Here is a 15,579-nt window from a genome sequence, read left to right as displayed (position 1 = left end):
TCAGTGCTTGGCGTACTGGTTCATGTTCTCGGGCGTCACGAGCTCGAACGGCACGTTCACGTAGCGGTCGACCGGCTGCTTCTTCGCGAGCTTCAGCGCGGCGGCCACCGACTGCGCGCCCTGCCCGACCGCGTTCTGGTAGACCGACACCTTCAGCTCGCCGGCCTTCATCGACGCGAGGCCGTCCGGCGTCGCATCGATACCCGCGACGACGGTTTTCGGCGTCAACTTGCGCGCGGCCTTCAGCGCGTTGATCGCACCGATCGCCATCTCGTCGTTGTTGGAGATGATCGCGTCGAACTTCGTCCCGGAGCTCAGCCAGTTCATCGTGATGTCCTGGCCCTGCGTGCGGCTCCACTTGCCTTCGCGCTTGTCGACGATCTTCATGCCCGAGCAGTCCTTCGTCGCGATCACGTCCTCGATGTCCTTGGTGCGGGCGCGCGCCGATTCGTTGGACAGCTCGCCCATCAGCACGAGGAGGTCGCCCTTGCCGCCGAGCAGCTTGCACACCTGGCGCGCCTGCAGCGTGCCCGACTGCTTTTCGTCGGACGCGACGACCGCGACGCCGGCCGGCAGCTTGTCGAAATCGACCGGCTTGCGGTTCACGTAGACGAGCGGGATCTTCGCGGCCGTCACCATCTTCGTGATCTTCGGCGTCGCGTCGGTATCGACCGCGTTCACGATGATCGCGTCGACCTTCTGCGCGATCATGTTCTGGACCTGGCTCAACTGCTTGCCGACGTCGTTGCCGCCGTCCTCGATCTGCACCGTCGCACCGTCCTTCTTCGCTGCGTCGGTGATGCTGTTGCGCAGGATGGTCAGGAACGTGTCGTCGAACGACGCCATCGTCACGCCGATCTTCTCGGCATGCGCGAGCGGCGCAGCCAGGATCGCGGCGGCCGCGACGGCCATCAGCTTGGTCTTCATGATCAATCTGTCTCCTCATCTCCGGGGGGCGGAAGACGGCGCGTTGCGCGCCGCCGGGCCGAGTCCGATACGGACTGAAGCATCCGGATGAAACTGTAGATCACTTCCTCTACGATTTGGAAATTTATTTCTACGTGATTTCACCTAGGGAACTGGATTTCCAAAAAGTCTAGACTGCGTCCGTAGCCCGATTCCCTGCGGCAGGCAGTCTCGCGTCGTGCAGCGCACGTCACGGCGTGCGCCCAAAGGATCGGTCCCCTAATCTGCCGGCAACGCCGACCGCCGGCCGCGAGCGTGACACGTGATATGAGCCAGCTGAACTTTCCGAGTGACCGCCCCATCGATCTCGCCTGCCTCGGCCGCGTGGCCGTGGATCTCTATGCGCAGCAGTACGGCAGCCGCCTCGAAGATGCGCGCAGCTTCCAGATGTATCTCGGCGGCTCGTCGGGCAACGTCGCGTTCGGCGTCGCGCGGCTCGGGCTGAAGACCGCGATGGTTTCGCGCGTCGGCGACGAGCAGATGGGCCGCTTCCTGCGCGAGACGCTCGAGCGCGAAGGCTGCGACACGAGCCAGTTGCAGACCGACAGCGAGCGCCTCACCGCGCTGGTGCTGCTCGGGCTGAAGGATCGCGACACGTTCCCGCTGCTGTTCGTGCGCGAGAACTGCGCGGACATGGCCGTGCGCGCCGACGAGATCCGCGAGGACTTCATCGCCGGCTGCCGGGCGCTCGCGATCACCGGCACGCATCTTTCGACACCGGGCACACGCGAGGCGTCGCTGACCGCGCTCGGCTATGCGCGCCGCCACGGCGTCGTGCGGATCCTCGACATCGACTACCGGCCCGTGCTGTGGGGGCTGACCGCGCGCGGCGCGGGCGAGAACCGCTACGTGCCGGACGCGCAGGTAACGCGGCAGCTGCAGCAGGTGCTCGGTGAATTCGACCTGCTGGTCGGCACCGAAGAGGAATTCCTGATCGCGGGCGGCGTGCCGCACGACCTGATCGGATCGTTGCAGGCGGTACGCAAGATCACGAACGCAACGCTGGTCGTCAAACGCGGCGCGCTCGGCTGCTGCGTGATCGAAGGCGACATTCCGGCCAGCATCGATGCCGCGCCGACCTTCCTCGGCGAACGCGTCGAGGTGCTCAACGTGCTCGGCGCGGGCGACGCATTCCTGTCGGGCCTACTGTCGGAGCTACTGCGCGGGAGCGACTGGGCCGAAGCGACGCGCATCGCGAACGCGTGCGGCGCGATCGTCGTGTCGCGCCACGCGTGCTCGGCCGCGATGCCGACGCCGGCCGAACTCGCGCACTGGTTCGACGGCAGCCGCAATCCGGTGGTCGACGCCGACCGCACGCTCGCGCACCTGCATCGCGTGACGGTGCCGCGCCGCGACTGGGACGACCTGTGCGTGATGGCGTTCGACCACCGCAGCCAGTTCTACGAGCTCGCGGTGCAGGCCGGCGCGGACGAAGCGCGGATCAAGACGCTGAAGCGCCTGCTCGTGCGCGCGGTCGAACAGGTCGAACGCGATCGTCATATCGAAGGCCACGTCGGCGTGCTGATCGACGGCGGCGCCTACGGCAGCGACGCACTCGCGTCGGCCACTGGACGCGGCTGGTGGGTCGGCCGCCCGGTCGAGCTGCCGGGCTCGCGGCCGCTGCGTTTCGACGAGACGCGCTCGGTCGGCTCGTCGCTCACGCACTGGCCGACCGAACAGGTCGTGAAATGCCTCGTCCACTACCATCCCGACGACGACGTCGACCTGCGCGTCGAGCAGGAGCAGCGCGTGCTGGAACTGTGGGAAGCCACGCGGGCCAGCGGCAACGAGCTGCTGCTCGAAATGATTCCGCCGCGCGCGGTCACGCCGGCCGGCACCGAGGACGACGCGGTGCTGCGCACGGTCGCGCGCTTCTACAACCTCGGCGTGAAGCCCGAATGGTGGAAGCTCACGCCGCTGAGCGCGGACGGCTGGACGCGGCTCGCCGCGCTGATCGCCGAGCGCGACCCGCACTGCCGCGGAGCGGTGATCCTCGGCCTGAACCAGCCGTTGCAATACCTCGTCGACAGCTTCCGCTCGGCGACCAACCCGATCGTCAAGGGCTTCATGGTCGGGCGCACGCTGTGGGCCGATGCATCGCTGAACTGGTTCGCCGGCCGCATCGACGACCAGGCGCTGATCGACGAAGTCGCCGGCAACTTCACGCAACTGGTCGACGCGTGGCTCGGGCGCCGTGCCGCCGCGCGCGCCGCCGCAGCAGCCTGATGCATGTGCCCGTGACGACCACCCGACTCCTCTCTATCGACCGACGATGACCACCACCGTGAGACTGACCGTCAGCCAGGCACTCGTGCGCTACCTGGCCGCCCTGCGCGCCGAAGTCGTCCAGCCCGACGGCCGCACCGAAATCCTGCCGTACTGCGGCGGCGTGTTCGCGATCTTCGGCCACGGCAACGTGGCCGGGCTCGGCGAAGCGCTGCATGCCGAGAAGAACCGGCTGCCGACGTTCCGCGCGCACAACGAGCAAGGGATGGCGAATGCGGCCGTCGCGTTCGCGAAAGCGAATTTCCGCCAGCGGATGATGGCCGCGACGTCGAGCATCGGCCCCGGCGCGACCAACATGCTGACGTCGGCCGCGCTTGCGCACGTCGGCCGGCTGCCGCTGCTGCTGCTGCCCGGCGACGTGTTCGTGTCGCGGCTGCCCGACCCCGTGCTGCAGCAGGTCGAGGATTTCGAACAGGGCGACGTCAGCGCGAACGACTGCTTCCGCCCCGTGACGCGCTACTTCGACCGCATCACGTCGCCCGAGCAACTGCTCGTCGCACTGCCGCGCGCGATCCAGGTGATGACCGACCCCGCGCAGTGCGGCCCCGTGTGTCTCGCGCTACCGCAGGACGTGCAGACTTTCGCGTACGACTGGCCCGAGGATTTCTTCGCGCCGCCGGTGATCCGGATGCGCCGGCCGCCGGCCGACGCGCTCGAACTCGCCGACGCACTCGACGTGCTGAAGGCCGCGAAGAAGCCGCTGATCGTCGCCGGCGGCGGCGTGCTGTACAGCCAGGCGTGGGACGCGCTGCGCGCGTTCGCCGACGCGCATGGCGTGCCGGTCGCCGAATCGCAGGCCGGCAAGGGCAGCCTCGCGTGGGATCACCCGCTGAACCTCGGATCGATCGGCGTGACGGGCTCGCCCGCCGCGAACCGCGCGGCCGCGCAGGCCGATGTCGTATTCGCGGTCGGCACGCGGCTGCAGGATTTCACGACCGGCTCGCATGCGCTGTTCGGCAACGCGACGCTGTTGAGCCTGAACGTGCAGCCGTTCGACGCCGGCAAGAAACGCGGGCGGCAATTGATCGCCGACGCACGTACCGGCCTCGGCCAGTTGTCGGCCGCACTGGCCGGCTGGCAAGCCGACCCCGCCTGGACGGCAGCGAACCGCGACCAGGCCGCCGCGTGGAACGCACGCGTGACCGAACTGACGACGCGCATCCCGAAGGATACGCTGCCGTACGACGCGGAAGTGATCGGCGCGGTGCGCGACTCCGCAGCCGACGCGGGACGCGACAGCGCGCGCGACGACCTCGTCGTCTGCGCGGCCGGCACGCTGCCGGCCGAACTGCACAAGCTGTGGCGCAGCGGCGTGCCGGGCAACTATCACATGGACTATGCGTACTCGTGCATGGGCTATGAAGTGGCGGGCGGCCTCGGCGCGAAGCTCGCACGCCCCGAACGCGAAGTGATCGTGATCGTCGGCGACGGCTCGTACATGATGCTCAACGCGGAGCTCGCCACCTCCGTGATGCTCGGCCGCAAGATCATCGTCGTGATCCTCGACAACCGCGGCTACGGCTGCATCGAGCGGCTGCAGCTGAACTGCGGCGGCGCAAGCTTCAACAACATGCTCGACGATTGCGTGCCCGAATGCGGGGAACGCTCGACGATCGACTTCGCGATGCATGCGCGCGCGATGGGCGCCGAAGCCGTGCACGTACGCGACATCGCCGAACTGCGCCGCGAAATGACGCGCGCCCGTGCGGCGAAGACGAGCCAGGTGCTCGTGATCGACACCACGCACCAGCGCACGACCGACGACGGCGGCGCGTGGTGGGAGGTCGCGGTGCCGCAGGTATCCGAACGCACCGGCGTCGACGGCGCGCACCGCGCGTATCTCGACGCGAAAACCCGGCAGCGGCGCTGATGGCGCACGCTGCCCACGAACCCGCCCCGCGCAAAAACACATCCGAACCAAGGAAGCACGTCATGAGCTGGAACGTCCGCATCGGCATCAATCCCCTGTCGTGGATGAACGACGACCTGCCGTCGCTCGGCGGCGAGACGCCGCTCGAAACGGCACTGAAGGAAGGCGCCGAAATCGGCTACGCGGGCTTCGAGCTCGGCAACAAGTTTCCGAAGACGGGCCCCGAGTTGAAGGCGAAGCTCGCCGAATTCGGTCTCGTGTGCGTGTCCGGCTGGTATTCGGGCTTCCTCGCGGAAGTCGCGCCCGGCATGAGCGACGCCGATGCGGTCGCCGCGGAAATCGAGCGCTGCCGCGCGCACATGACGAAGCTGCAGTTCAACGACGTGAAGGTCGTGGTCTACGGCGAATGCGCGGGCACGATCCAGGGCAGCATCGACACACCGGTCGCGAAACGGCCGCGCTTCGTCGACAACAACGCCTGGCAGCGCTACGCGGCGCGCCTCGACGCGTTCGGTGCGCACCTGCTCGCGACCTACGGGATCAAGCTCGCCTACCATCACCACATGGGCGCGTACGTCGAGTCGCCCGACGACGTCGACCGCCTGATGGCGCTGACCGATCCGGCGAAGGTGTTCCTGCTGTTCGACACGGGCCATGCGTATTTCGGCGGCGCGGCCGATCCGGTGACGCTGCTGAAGAAGCACGTGTCGCGCGTCGCGCACGTGCACTGCAAGGACGTGCGGCCGCAGGTCGTCACACAGGCGCGCAACGGCGGCTGGAGCTTCCTGAACGGCGTGATCAACGGCACGTTCACGGTGCCGGGCGACGGCGCGCTCGATTACGACGCGACGCTGCGCACGCTGAAGGACGCCGGCTACGAAGGCTGGCTCGTCGTCGAGGCCGAGCAGGATCCGGCCGTCGCGCCGAGCTATGCCTATGCGAAGAAGGGCTACGAATCGCTGCGCGCGATCGTCGACCGGTTGAGTGCGTGAGCGCTTGAGCCCTACCCTATTGCGGAGCCCCACCCCATGACGATTTCTCCCCTGCTGGTCAAAGCGTCGCCTGAGCGCGAAATCTGCAACGTCACGCCGGAATCGGCCGGCTGGAAGCATGTCGGCTTTCGCGCGCTGCGCCTGAAGGCCGGCGATACCGAAATGCTCGACACCGGCGTGCGCGAGCTGTGCGTGGTCGTGCTGACGGGCACCGTGCGTGCCGAAGTCGATGGCGAAACCTACGACGCGCTCGGCAAGCGCGACAGCGTGTTCGAGGAAATGTCGCCGGACGCGCTGTACGTGCCGGGCGGCAAGACCGTCACGCTGGTCGCGACGCGCGATGCGGAAATCGCACTGTGCACCGCGCCGTACGCGAGCGGCGACAAGCCCGTGCGGCGTCTCGACGGCGAACGGATGCGCCGTTCGGTGCGCGGGCAAGGCACCAACACGCGCTACGTGTGCGACATCCTGATGGGCGACAACCCGGCGGCCGAGCGCCTCCTCGTCGTCGAAGTCGTCACGCCGGCGAGCCACTCGAGCAGCTATCCGCCACACAAGCACGATCGCGACGCGGCGCCCGACGAGACGTCGCTCGAGGAAACCTACTATCACCGGATCGATCCGCCGCAGGGCTTCGCATTCCAGCGCGTGTACACGGACGACCGCAGCCTCGACGAAGCGTGCGCGGTCGAGAACCACGACGTCGTAATGGTGCCGCGCGGCTATCACCCGGTCGTCGCACCGCACGGCTACAACCTGTACTACCTGAACGTGATGGCCGGGCCGAGCCGCGCATGGGCGTTCAAGAACGATCCCGCGCACGAGTGGATGATCGATGCGGCGCCGAAAAGCTGAAGAACGCTGAAGCATTGAACGGAAGACGGGCCCGCGCGCGGCCCGTGACGACGCGACGACCGGCACGCGCACACTGAGCCGGCGACGCCACGGAGCCGCCATGGTGACGACCCACTTTCGCCTCGAACCCCACGCCTTCGACGACGACGCGTCGAATCCGGCGCTGCCGCGTTTCAATGCGGCCGTCGCCCGGCGGATGGGGGAAATCGCGGTCAACCTCGCGTCACGGCGCGGGCTGCCGATCGCGGTGAGTATCGTCGGCGAGCAAGCGCCGTTGTTCTACTGTGCGCTCGACGGCAGCGGCGCAAACGACAGCGACGCGATCCGCCGCCGGCAGAACACCGTGTTGCGTTTCGGCCTGAGTTCGCTCGCGGTCGGCGCGCGCTTTCGCCGCGCCGGCTGGTCGCTGCAGTCGCAGGGATTGTCCGCCGACGACTATGCGCTCGACGGCGGCGGCGTGCCGTTGCGGATTGCCGGGGCCGGCATCGTCGGCGCGATGACGATCGCGGGGCTCGATTCCGAAGACAATCACGCGCTCGTCGTCGAGTGCCTGCAATGGCACGTCGGCGCGAACGCGCTGGCGATGCTCGCGTAACGACGCGATCGGCGCACGCGCGCCGATCGCTCAGTCCCGCAGGATCAGTTCAACCCGCCGCTCACGACGAGGTGCTCGCCGGTCATCCAGCGGGCATCGTCCGACGCGAGGAACACGGCCACCGACGCGATGTCGTCCGGCTCGCCGAGGCGGCCGAGCGGCGTCTCGCTGCGCACTTGCTTGTCGAGATCCGAACCGATGATGCCCGCGCTGTGCGTGCCTTCGGTCACGATCATGCCGGGGTTGATCGCGTTCACGCGGATCTTGCGCGGGCCGAGTTCGAGCGCGAGCACACCGGTGATCGCGTCGACCGCACCCTTCGTGCCGCTGTACACGGCGCTGGCCGGCGGCGTGATGCTGGTCACCACCGAGCTGATGTTGACGATGCTCGCGCCTTCGCCGAGATGCTTGACGGCTGCCTGCGTCATCAGCAGCACGCCGAACACGTTCGTGTCGAACTGCCGGCGATAGTGCTCCTCGGTGATCGCTTCGATCGCCCCGAATTCGTACACGCCGGAATTGTTGACGAGCACGTCGAGACGGCCGTACGTGTCGATCGCCGTATCGACGATGCGCTGCGCGTCGGCTGCCTTCGACACGTCGCCGCCGACCGCGACCGCACGGCCGCCGGCTTCGACGATCGCGCTCACGACCGCGTCGGCGCCTGCCTTGCTGCTCGCGTAGTTGACGACGACCGCCGCGCCTTCGACGGCCAGTGCCTTCGCGATGGCCGCGCCGATGCCCTTCGAGGCGCCCGTGACGATCGCGACCTTGCCTGCCAGCTTGCTCATGATTTCATTCCTCAGTCAGAAGACGTTCGATGGTTGGCGCCGTTTGCCGCGTGGATGCGTTGCTGCGGCAACCGGCATGACTGGAAATTTACTGTGCGGCGCGGCAGCGATAAAGCGGCTCGCAACGAATTGACTGGCGGAGTTTGCCGAACAATCGATCGCGTGCCGTCAGCCGGCGCTCAGCCACACATTGGCGACCTCGCCGCCGAGGCCGTCGAGCGCGCCGTCGTAGACGATCCGTCCGCGCCCCATCACCGCGACGCGCCGTGCGAGCCGCGGCGCGAACTGCAGCCGCTGCTCGATCAGCAGGATCGCGACGCCATCGGCCTGCAGCGCGGCCAGGCAGGCGCCGACTTCGTCGACCGCGAGCGGCGCGAGCCCTTCGGCCGGCTCGTCGACGATCAGCACGCGCGGGCGGCCGGCCAGCGCGCGCACCAGCGCGAGCACCTGCTGCTCGCCGCCCGACAACCGCCCGGCTTTCACGTCCGCGCGCGCGGCCAGCAGCGGAAAACGGTCGAACAGGCGGTCGAGCGCCGCGCGTTCGGCCGCACCGCCGACACCGCGCAGCCCGAGCCGCAGGTTGTCGCGTACCGTCAGCAGCGGGAACACGTCGCGGCTTTCGGCAACGTAAGCGACACCGTGCCGCGCAATCTCGAACGTCCGCGCGCCCACGCATTCGGTGCCGGCGATGCGCACCGAGCCAGTCGTGCGCACGAGCCCCATCACGGCCTTCGCGAGTGTCGAGCGCCCCGAGCCGTTGCGGCCAAGCAGCGCGAGCGTCTCGCCCGGCGCAAGCGCGAGATCGACGCCGTCGAGCACGGGCTGCAATCCGTACCACGCGCGCAGGCCGCGAATGTCGAGCAGTGCGCTCATGCGCGCCCCTCGCCCAGATACGCGGCGCGCACGCGCGGATCGGCACGGATTGCATCGGGCGCGCCGGTCGCGACCACCGTGCCGCGTACGAGCACCGTGATGCGTTCGGCGAAACCGAACACCGCGTCCATGTCGTGCTCGATCATCAGCACCGTGCGACCCTGCGTCGTCGCGCGGATCAGCGCGATCATCCGCGCCGCCTGCGCGCGGCTCATGCCGGCCGTCGGCTCGTCGAGCAGCAGCGTGCGCGCGCCGCTCGCGAGCGCGATCCCGAGATCGAGCGCGCGCTGTTCCGCATAGCTCAGTTCGGCGGCCAACGTGTCGCGCCGCGCATCGAGCCCGATGTCGTGCAGCACACGCTCGGCCGCGAGATCGACCGACGCCGATTCGCGCAGCCGGTTCCACCAGCGCCGCCGTTCGGCCGGCGCATGCAGCGCCGCGCAGCGCAGGTTGTCGAATACGGTCAGCCGCGCGAACGCACTCGTTTGCTGGAAACTGCGGCCGATGCCGAGGCGGCTCGCGACAACGGGCCCGCGCCCGCGCAGGTCGACGCCGTGCAGCACGACCCGCCCGCGCGTCGGCCGTGTCGCACCGGCAATCACGCCGAACAGCGTCGACTTGCCCGCGCCGTTTGGCCCGATCAGCGCATGGCGCTCGCCGGCCGCGATACTCAGTTCGACACCGTCGAGCACGGTCTGCGCACCGAAACGCTGCACGACGCCATGCAGCGCGATCGCGTTGCCGTTCATCGCGCGTCCTCCCGCTTGCCGGCCTGGCTGCCGTGCACGAACCGCGCGCGCCAGCCCCAAAGCAGCGTGCCGATGCCGGCCGCCGAGCACGCGACGGCCCAGCCGACCGGCGTATCGGCATCAATGCCCCACGCGCCGAATGCGAGGCCCGTGCCGTCGTCCTGCGCGAAGCGCCATGCATAACCGAGCTCGGCCGCGCAGACGATCGCAACGCCCCAGAACAGGCACGCGCCGATGGCGCACAACATCCGCCACCGCTCGGCCGCCGGGGCATCGCGTCGCATCGCGTGTGCGAGTGCCTGCGCGATGCCCGCGATCCCGCCCGGCGCGACCACGACGATCGCGACGAACAGCACGCCGAGATACAGCGCCCACGCGCGCGACACGCCCGCGACGCCGATGCTCAGCGCGGTCAACACCGCGGCGCCGGCCGCCGGCCCGAAGAACGCGCCGGTGCCGCCGATCACCGCGGCGATCAGCACGGTTGCCGAGCGCGCCATCGACATGCTGTCGGGCGTCGCGATCTCGATGTCGATCAACGTCAGTGTGCCCGCGATACCCGCGAAGAACGATGCACAGGTGACCATCGCGAGCCGGACGCGGCGCGGATCGGTGCCGAGCGCGGCGACGCGCGCCGGGTTGTCGCGCACCGCGTTCGCGAGCCGCGCGAGCGGCGTGCGCGTCAGCGCGTGCATGGCCCACGCCGACACGACGCACCACGCGGCGATCACCGTGTACGCGTGTGCCGGTGCACCGAAATGCCAGTTGCCCCACGGCGTGCCGCTCGCGCGGTCGATCGGCACGCCGCCGAGACCGCCGAACCACGCCGGCACGCTCCACGCGGCGGCCGCGACGCATTCGCCGAGCCCGAGCGTGATCATCGCGAACGCGGTGCCGGAACGGCGTGTCGCGAGCAACCCGGCGGCGAATCCGAATCCCGCGCCGGCCACGCCGCCGACGAGCGGCAACAACGGCAGCGGGCCGCCCATGTGGTTGAACCAGTGCGCGGCCGCGAACGCGCCGAGGCCCGCGAACGCCGCATGCCCGAACGACAGCAGCCCGGTCGTGCCGAGCTGCAGGTTGTACGACAGCGCGAGCACGACGAGCGCAGCCGTCTGCGCAAGATAGCCGAGCACCGCGCCATGCGGCCACAGCCACGCGGGCAGCACGAAGCACGCGGCGAACAGCGCCCAGCGCGTGCATCCGGCGAGCACGCGGCTACGCATCGACCCGTTCTCCGAACAACCCGCGCGGCCGCGCGACCAGCACCGCGACGAGCAGCAGGTACGGCACCAGCGGCGCAAGTTGCGCGATCGACACCGCAGCCACGCTGTCGGGCAACGCGATACCGGCCCATAAAGCGAGGTCGCGCAGCGACGTGTCGCTCGCGGCCGCGAAGGTCTGCGCGAAACCGACCGCGAGCGATGCGACGAACGCGCCGCCGAGCGAGCCGAGCCCGCCGATCACGACGACCGCGAACACGACCGACCCGACGGTCTCGGCCAGCGCGGGTTCGATCACCGCGAGCGGCGCGCCGATCACGCCGGCGAGCGCCGCGAGCGCGGTGCCGGCGCCGAACAGGCCCGTCATCACGCGCGGCACGTCGTAGCCGAGCGCCTCGACGGCCGCACGATGCGTGAGCGCCGCACGTACGACGAGCCCGATGCGCGACGCGCGCAGCAGCGCGCCGAGCGTGACCAGCATCGTCGCGGACATCGCCATCATGAACAGCCGGTAGCGCGGCAACGCGAGGCCGAAGACGCTCACGGGCGCACCGTCGAACAACGGCGGCACGGGCGCCGGCAATGGCGCGAGGCCCCAGACGAGTTTCGCGCCCTCGCCGATCAGGTACGCGAGACCGAAGGTCAGCAGCAGTTCGTTGGTATGGCCGTGCGCCTGCACGCGGCGCAGCAGCGTGCGTTCGCAGCCGGCGCCGAGCAGCCCGACCGCAAGCGGCGCGAGCACGAGCGCCGGCCAGAAGCCCGCCTGGGCCGCGATGCTGTAGCCGACATACGCGCCGAGCATGTAGAAGCTCGCATGGGCGAAGTTGAGCACGCCCTGCACGCTGAAGATGAGCGTGAGGCCGGCCGACAGCATGAACAGCAGCAAGCCGTAGCTGAGGCCGTTGAAGACCTGGAGCGCGAACGCGTGCACCGCGAGCCGTCAGGCCGTGAGCGGTTCGAGCGCGGCGCGCAGCGTGTCGGGCAGCGGCACGGGGCGGCGTGTCCCGCGATCGACGTACACGTGCACGAAATGCCCCTGCGCGGCCGGCGATGCGTGGCCCTGCGCGAACAGGCCGACCTCGTAGCGCACGCTCGACGTGCCGAGCTTCACGACACGCAGCCCCGCATCGACCGACTGCGGGAACACGAGCGGCGCGAAGTAGTTGCACTGCGTCTCGACGACCAGCCCGATCGTCTGCCCGTGCTCGACGTCGAGCACGCCCGCGCGGATCAGGTACTCGTTCACGACGGTGTCGAAGTAGCTGTAGTAGACGACGTTGTTCACGTGCCCGTAGACGTCGTTGTCCATCCAGCGGGTCGTGATCGGCAGGAAGTGGCGATAGGCGTCGCGCGGACGCGGCTGCGGCTTGTCGGACATGGCGATGGCGGTCAGGACGATGGGAACGACGAGGACGACGCGCGGCGGCCGTGCGGCACGGCACGCCGGCGAAAAGCGGAACGCCGCGGCGCGATCGCTCGCGGCGCGGCGGACGACACCCTGCGGGCAGGCCGGCCCGTCACTGGCCCGGCCGGTCGACGAACTCGAAATCGAGGCCGCGCGCACGCATCCAGTCGGCGAGCGCGACGCCCGTGCCGGCGCGCCATGGGCGCAGCAGCGGCGGATCGACGAGCCGGTATTCGAGCAGTTCCGGCGACAGCGCGACCGTGCCCGACGCACGCACGTGGTACGCGATGATCAGCTCGTTCTTGCGGATGAATTCGTACACGCCGACGAGCGACACGTGCTCGGCCTTCAGCGCCGTTTCCTCGAACACCTCGCGCGCGATGCCGTCCTCGGGCGTTTCGCCGTTTTCAAGGAAACCGGTGATCAGCGCGAACATCCCCTCGGGCCAGGCCGCGTTGCGTGCGAGCAGGATCTTGCCGTCGAGTTCGACGATCGCGGCGACGACGGGCAGCGGGTTGTTCCAGTGCACATAGCCGCAGGTGTCGTCGGGGCAAGCCTGGCGAATGCGGCCGCCTTCATGGTCGGGATCGGCGCGCTCGGTCAGCGGGCTCGCGCAGCGCGGGCAAAAGCGGTAGTCGGCGGTGGTCATCGGTGAGGATCTGGCGAGCGCCGGACGGCCGCCTCCCGGCTGCCCGCGCACCCGCTCGGCGCGGGAAAGGCTTCATTCTAGCGAGTTTGCCGGCGGCCAGCCGCCGCCCGTTCGAACGGACGCCCGCGTGGCCGCCGCGTTGACCGTCATCGCTGCCTTCGCACCGCTCGCCGCCACTCGACCGCCGTCCAGCACGATCTTCCCGTCTCGCGCATCCAGCCCGTGCGCCTCGATCGTCCCGCTGTTGTTCACTACCGCGTTCAGCAACCCGTTCGCCGCCCGCACCGTCATCAGCACCTCGCAGCCATCCGCCTTCAGCAGGCCGCCGTTGTGCGCGTGCGCGTCCATCCAAGACGGGCGACGATCAGCACGCTCAGAAGTACCGAGCGGCCTGAACCCACACACCCGGCGCGCGGGTCGGCGAATCGCCTCCCCCGCCGAGCGGCAATGCAGCCGTCAGCGTGACCTGACGATTCGTGCCGTACCAGTTCGCGCTCAATCCCGCCGACTGCAAATGTTGCTTGTTGCGCTCATGTGTCCACGGACGCCGGTTGAGCTGCACGTAACCCGCGTCGACAAATGTGCTGACCTGCCATCCCGGCGCGGCGAGATAACGCAACTCCGCGCTGGCCTGCCAGCCCTGATCGCCGCTACCGGCGCCGAGCGCGTAGGCGCGCACGCCGTATGGGCCGCCGAGGCTGAATTTCTCCGATGAATCGAGATTGCGCGACGCAAGCTGCGCACTGGCCTGCGCATACACCTGGAACCGGCCGCCCACGGCCTGAATGCGCTGCACGTTCAGGTTCAGCTTCGTGAAGCTGCCGATCGCCTTCGTCAGATCGTTCGCTTTCAACGCATCGTTGCTGCGCAAGCGCCCGATGCCGAACATCACGGAGAAACCGTTGCGGCCGCCGCCCATCCAGCCATCCTGGCTGTTCCCGCTGAGCCCGAATGTCCACAAGCCGACGTTCTTGTCGTTGCGCTGCGAAAAGACGCGGTATTCGTCATGCAGGTTCTTGTTTTCGTACTGAACCTGCGCGGTCAGGCCGAGATTGCGCGCACGCACGATCGGTTGCGCGACGTAGACGGTCTGCACGCTCGCGCGCCCACTCGCCTCGAGGTCGGAAAACCTGCCGGCAAGCCGGTAATGCAGCGACGAATACGCGACGCCGACGCGCGTCGACGCCGGCCCGACCGGCACCTGATAGCCGGCGCGGTAATAACGTTGCCGCTCGTTGCTGACGACCCCGCGCAGGCTCAGACGATCGCCGAGACGCAACGGCGCGTTGACGTCGACACTGCCGCCGAGGCGGTAACGCCCCGTCGCCACGTCGCCGAAGTTGTCGAATTCGAGCGATCCGGATGCAGGCGCCCCGCGCTCGGTGTCGACGACGAGATCGGTCGTGCCGGGCATCTCGCCGGGGCGCAGCGTGCCGCGCGCGCCGACACCCGCCAGATCGTCGACCAGCAACAGGCTGCGCTCCAGACTGGAGCCGTGCACGACATCGCCCGCACGCAATGCGGCGAGCGGCTGACGCAGCACGGCGTCGAATACGCGGGAATGGTTCTGGATCTCGATGCGGCCGTAGCGCCCTTCGACGACTTCGATACGCACGACGCCGCCATCGATCTCCTGCTTCGGAAGATAGGCACGCGCGAGCACGTAGCCGCGCTCGCGATAGTAGGTGGTGATCCGCTCTGCCGCACGCTGCAGGTCGGCGAAGCCCAGCGTCTCGCCGGCCAGATCGGCAACGCATGCCTGCAGCGTTGCGTTGTCGAACACGGTATTGCCGCCGATCTCGAACGTGCGTACCAGAACGCGAGGCCCGGTTTCGGGTAGCGGCTGCGCGGCGGCGCCGGACGGGACGATCTCGAGATCGGGCGCGGCTTCCGGCGGCAGATTCGGCCGTGACGTTTCGACGTCGCGTATCGCGGCTCCGGCGTTCGGTGCCTGCGCAGACGCATGCCCGGGCAGGCTCGCGGCGCCCGCTCCGCACAACAGCGACATGCACATCGCACGGCCGACGCCCACGGCCATGCACGGGATGCCGCGGACCTCAATACCCTCGCTACACCCGCCATCCGCGCGGGAGCCGGCAACCCGACAGCGGCCGATATCGCCCCGGCGACGGACCGCGATTCCAACTAGATCTACCCACATGCGTCACACTACCCGAGTCGAAATGCCGAACACGCTCCGGCAATCAAATGATCCGCGGCATGCTACAGATGGATAGTCTGTGTGTATCTAGATCAAGTACGAAATCTGCGCAGCCTTTTTCGTTCAAATTGAGACGCGTATCGGCTGGCTCAGATAGAACCATC

General features: G+C 68.8%; 15 protein-coding genes. 5 read left to right on the top strand and 10 right to left on the bottom strand.

The genetic code is table 11. The annotated features are described in order from the left end of the window. Nucleotides 1-927, bottom strand: coding sequence for a sugar ABC transporter substrate-binding protein (locus KEC55_RS07105; RefSeq protein WP_282507311.1), 927 nt, complete (start codon nt 925-927; stop codon nt 1-3). Nucleotides 928-1,233: 306 nt separating this feature from the next. Between KEC55_RS07105 and KEC55_RS07100 the strand changes: the two genes are divergently transcribed. The 5 genes from KEC55_RS07100 (at nt 1,234) to KEC55_RS07080 (ending at nt 7,564) form a co-directional block, all read left to right on the top strand. Continuing rightward, nucleotides 1,234-3,192 (top strand): bifunctional 5-dehydro-2-deoxygluconokinase/5-dehydro-2-deoxyphosphogluconate aldolase, encoded by a 1,959-nt coding sequence (locus KEC55_RS07100; RefSeq protein WP_282507310.1) that lies wholly within the window; start codon nt 1,234-1,236, stop codon nt 3,190-3,192. Between the two features lie 46 nt (nt 3,193-3,238). After that, a complete protein-coding gene (gene iolD, locus KEC55_RS07095; protein WP_282507309.1) occupies nt 3,239-5,122 on the top strand; it encodes a 3D-(3,5/4)-trihydroxycyclohexane-1,2-dione acylhydrolase (decyclizing) in 1,884 nt (627 codons plus the stop codon). Nucleotides 5,123-5,184: 62 nt separating this feature from the next. Further along, complete coding sequence (gene iolE / locus KEC55_RS07090) at nt 5,185-6,114, top strand: myo-inosose-2 dehydratase (protein ID WP_282507308.1); 930 nt, start codon at nt 5,185-5,187, stop codon at nt 6,112-6,114. Nucleotides 6,115-6,150: 36 nt separating this feature from the next. Next, nucleotides 6,151-6,969 carry a 5-deoxy-glucuronate isomerase gene (gene iolB / locus KEC55_RS07085; RefSeq protein ID WP_282507307.1) on the top strand — a complete coding sequence of 273 codons (819 nt, stop codon included), beginning with the start codon at nt 6,151-6,153 and terminating at the stop codon, nt 6,967-6,969. Between the two features lie 100 nt (nt 6,970-7,069). After that, nucleotides 7,070-7,564, top strand: a complete 495-nt coding sequence (locus KEC55_RS07080; RefSeq protein ID WP_176047116.1) for a heme-degrading domain-containing protein — start codon at nt 7,070-7,072, stop codon at nt 7,562-7,564. A 44-nt stretch (nt 7,565-7,608) separates the two neighbouring features. Here KEC55_RS07080 and KEC55_RS07075 read toward each other — a convergent pair whose 3' ends face one another. The 9 genes from KEC55_RS07075 to KEC55_RS07035 all read right to left on the bottom strand — a co-directional run bounded on the left by KEC55_RS07075 (nt 7,609) and on the right by KEC55_RS07035 (nt 15,292). After that, nucleotides 7,609-8,355, bottom strand: a complete 747-nt coding sequence (locus tag KEC55_RS07075) for an SDR family NAD(P)-dependent oxidoreductase (RefSeq protein ID WP_176047115.1) — start codon at nt 8,353-8,355, stop codon at nt 7,609-7,611. A 168-nt stretch (nt 8,356-8,523) separates the two neighbouring features. Continuing rightward, a complete protein-coding gene (locus tag KEC55_RS07070; RefSeq protein WP_282507306.1) occupies nt 8,524-9,228 on the bottom strand; it encodes an ABC transporter ATP-binding protein in 705 nt (234 codons plus the stop codon). After that, nucleotides 9,225-9,977 (bottom strand): ABC transporter ATP-binding protein, encoded by a 753-nt coding sequence (locus KEC55_RS07065; protein WP_282507305.1) that lies wholly within the window; start codon nt 9,975-9,977, stop codon nt 9,225-9,227. Before KEC55_RS07065 ends, KEC55_RS07070 begins: the two co-directional genes overlap by 4 nt. Further along, nucleotides 9,974-11,203, bottom strand: coding sequence for a branched-chain amino acid ABC transporter permease (locus KEC55_RS07060; protein ID WP_282507304.1), 1,230 nt, complete (start codon nt 11,201-11,203; stop codon nt 9,974-9,976). The genes KEC55_RS07065 and KEC55_RS07060 overlap by 4 nt, the downstream gene beginning before the upstream one ends. Continuing rightward, the gene (locus KEC55_RS07055; RefSeq protein WP_282507303.1) at nt 11,196-12,131 is read right to left on the bottom strand and encodes a branched-chain amino acid ABC transporter permease; all 936 of its coding nucleotides are present in this window, start codon (nt 12,129-12,131) and stop codon (nt 11,196-11,198) included. The genes KEC55_RS07060 and KEC55_RS07055 overlap by 8 nt, the downstream gene beginning before the upstream one ends. 9 nt (nt 12,132-12,140) lie before the next feature. Next, the gene (locus KEC55_RS07050) at nt 12,141-12,578 is read right to left on the bottom strand and encodes an acyl-CoA thioesterase (protein WP_282507302.1); all 438 of its coding nucleotides are present in this window, start codon (nt 12,576-12,578) and stop codon (nt 12,141-12,143) included. A 139-nt stretch (nt 12,579-12,717) separates the two neighbouring features. Beyond that, nucleotides 12,718-13,254 carry an NUDIX domain-containing protein gene (locus KEC55_RS07045; protein ID WP_096470705.1) on the bottom strand — a complete coding sequence of 179 codons (537 nt, stop codon included), beginning with the start codon at nt 13,252-13,254 and terminating at the stop codon, nt 12,718-12,720. A gap of 72 nt (nt 13,255-13,326) precedes the next feature. After that, nucleotides 13,327-13,602, bottom strand: a complete 276-nt coding sequence (locus tag KEC55_RS07040) for a hypothetical protein (RefSeq protein ID WP_282507301.1) — start codon at nt 13,600-13,602, stop codon at nt 13,327-13,329. Between the two features lie 25 nt (nt 13,603-13,627). Next, on the bottom strand, nt 13,628-15,292 hold the full coding sequence (locus KEC55_RS07035; RefSeq protein ID WP_282507300.1) for a ShlB/FhaC/HecB family hemolysin secretion/activation protein: 1,665 nt from the start codon (nt 15,290-15,292) through the stop codon (nt 13,628-13,630). Nucleotides 15,293-15,579: the final 287 nt, after the last annotated feature.

It is taken from the genome of Burkholderia cepacia, assembly GCF_029962485.1.
GTDB lineage: Bacteria > Pseudomonadota > Gammaproteobacteria > Burkholderiales > Burkholderiaceae > Burkholderia.
The sequence above is the reverse complement of the archived record's forward strand: the minus strand, read 5'-3'. Positions and strand labels throughout refer to the sequence as shown.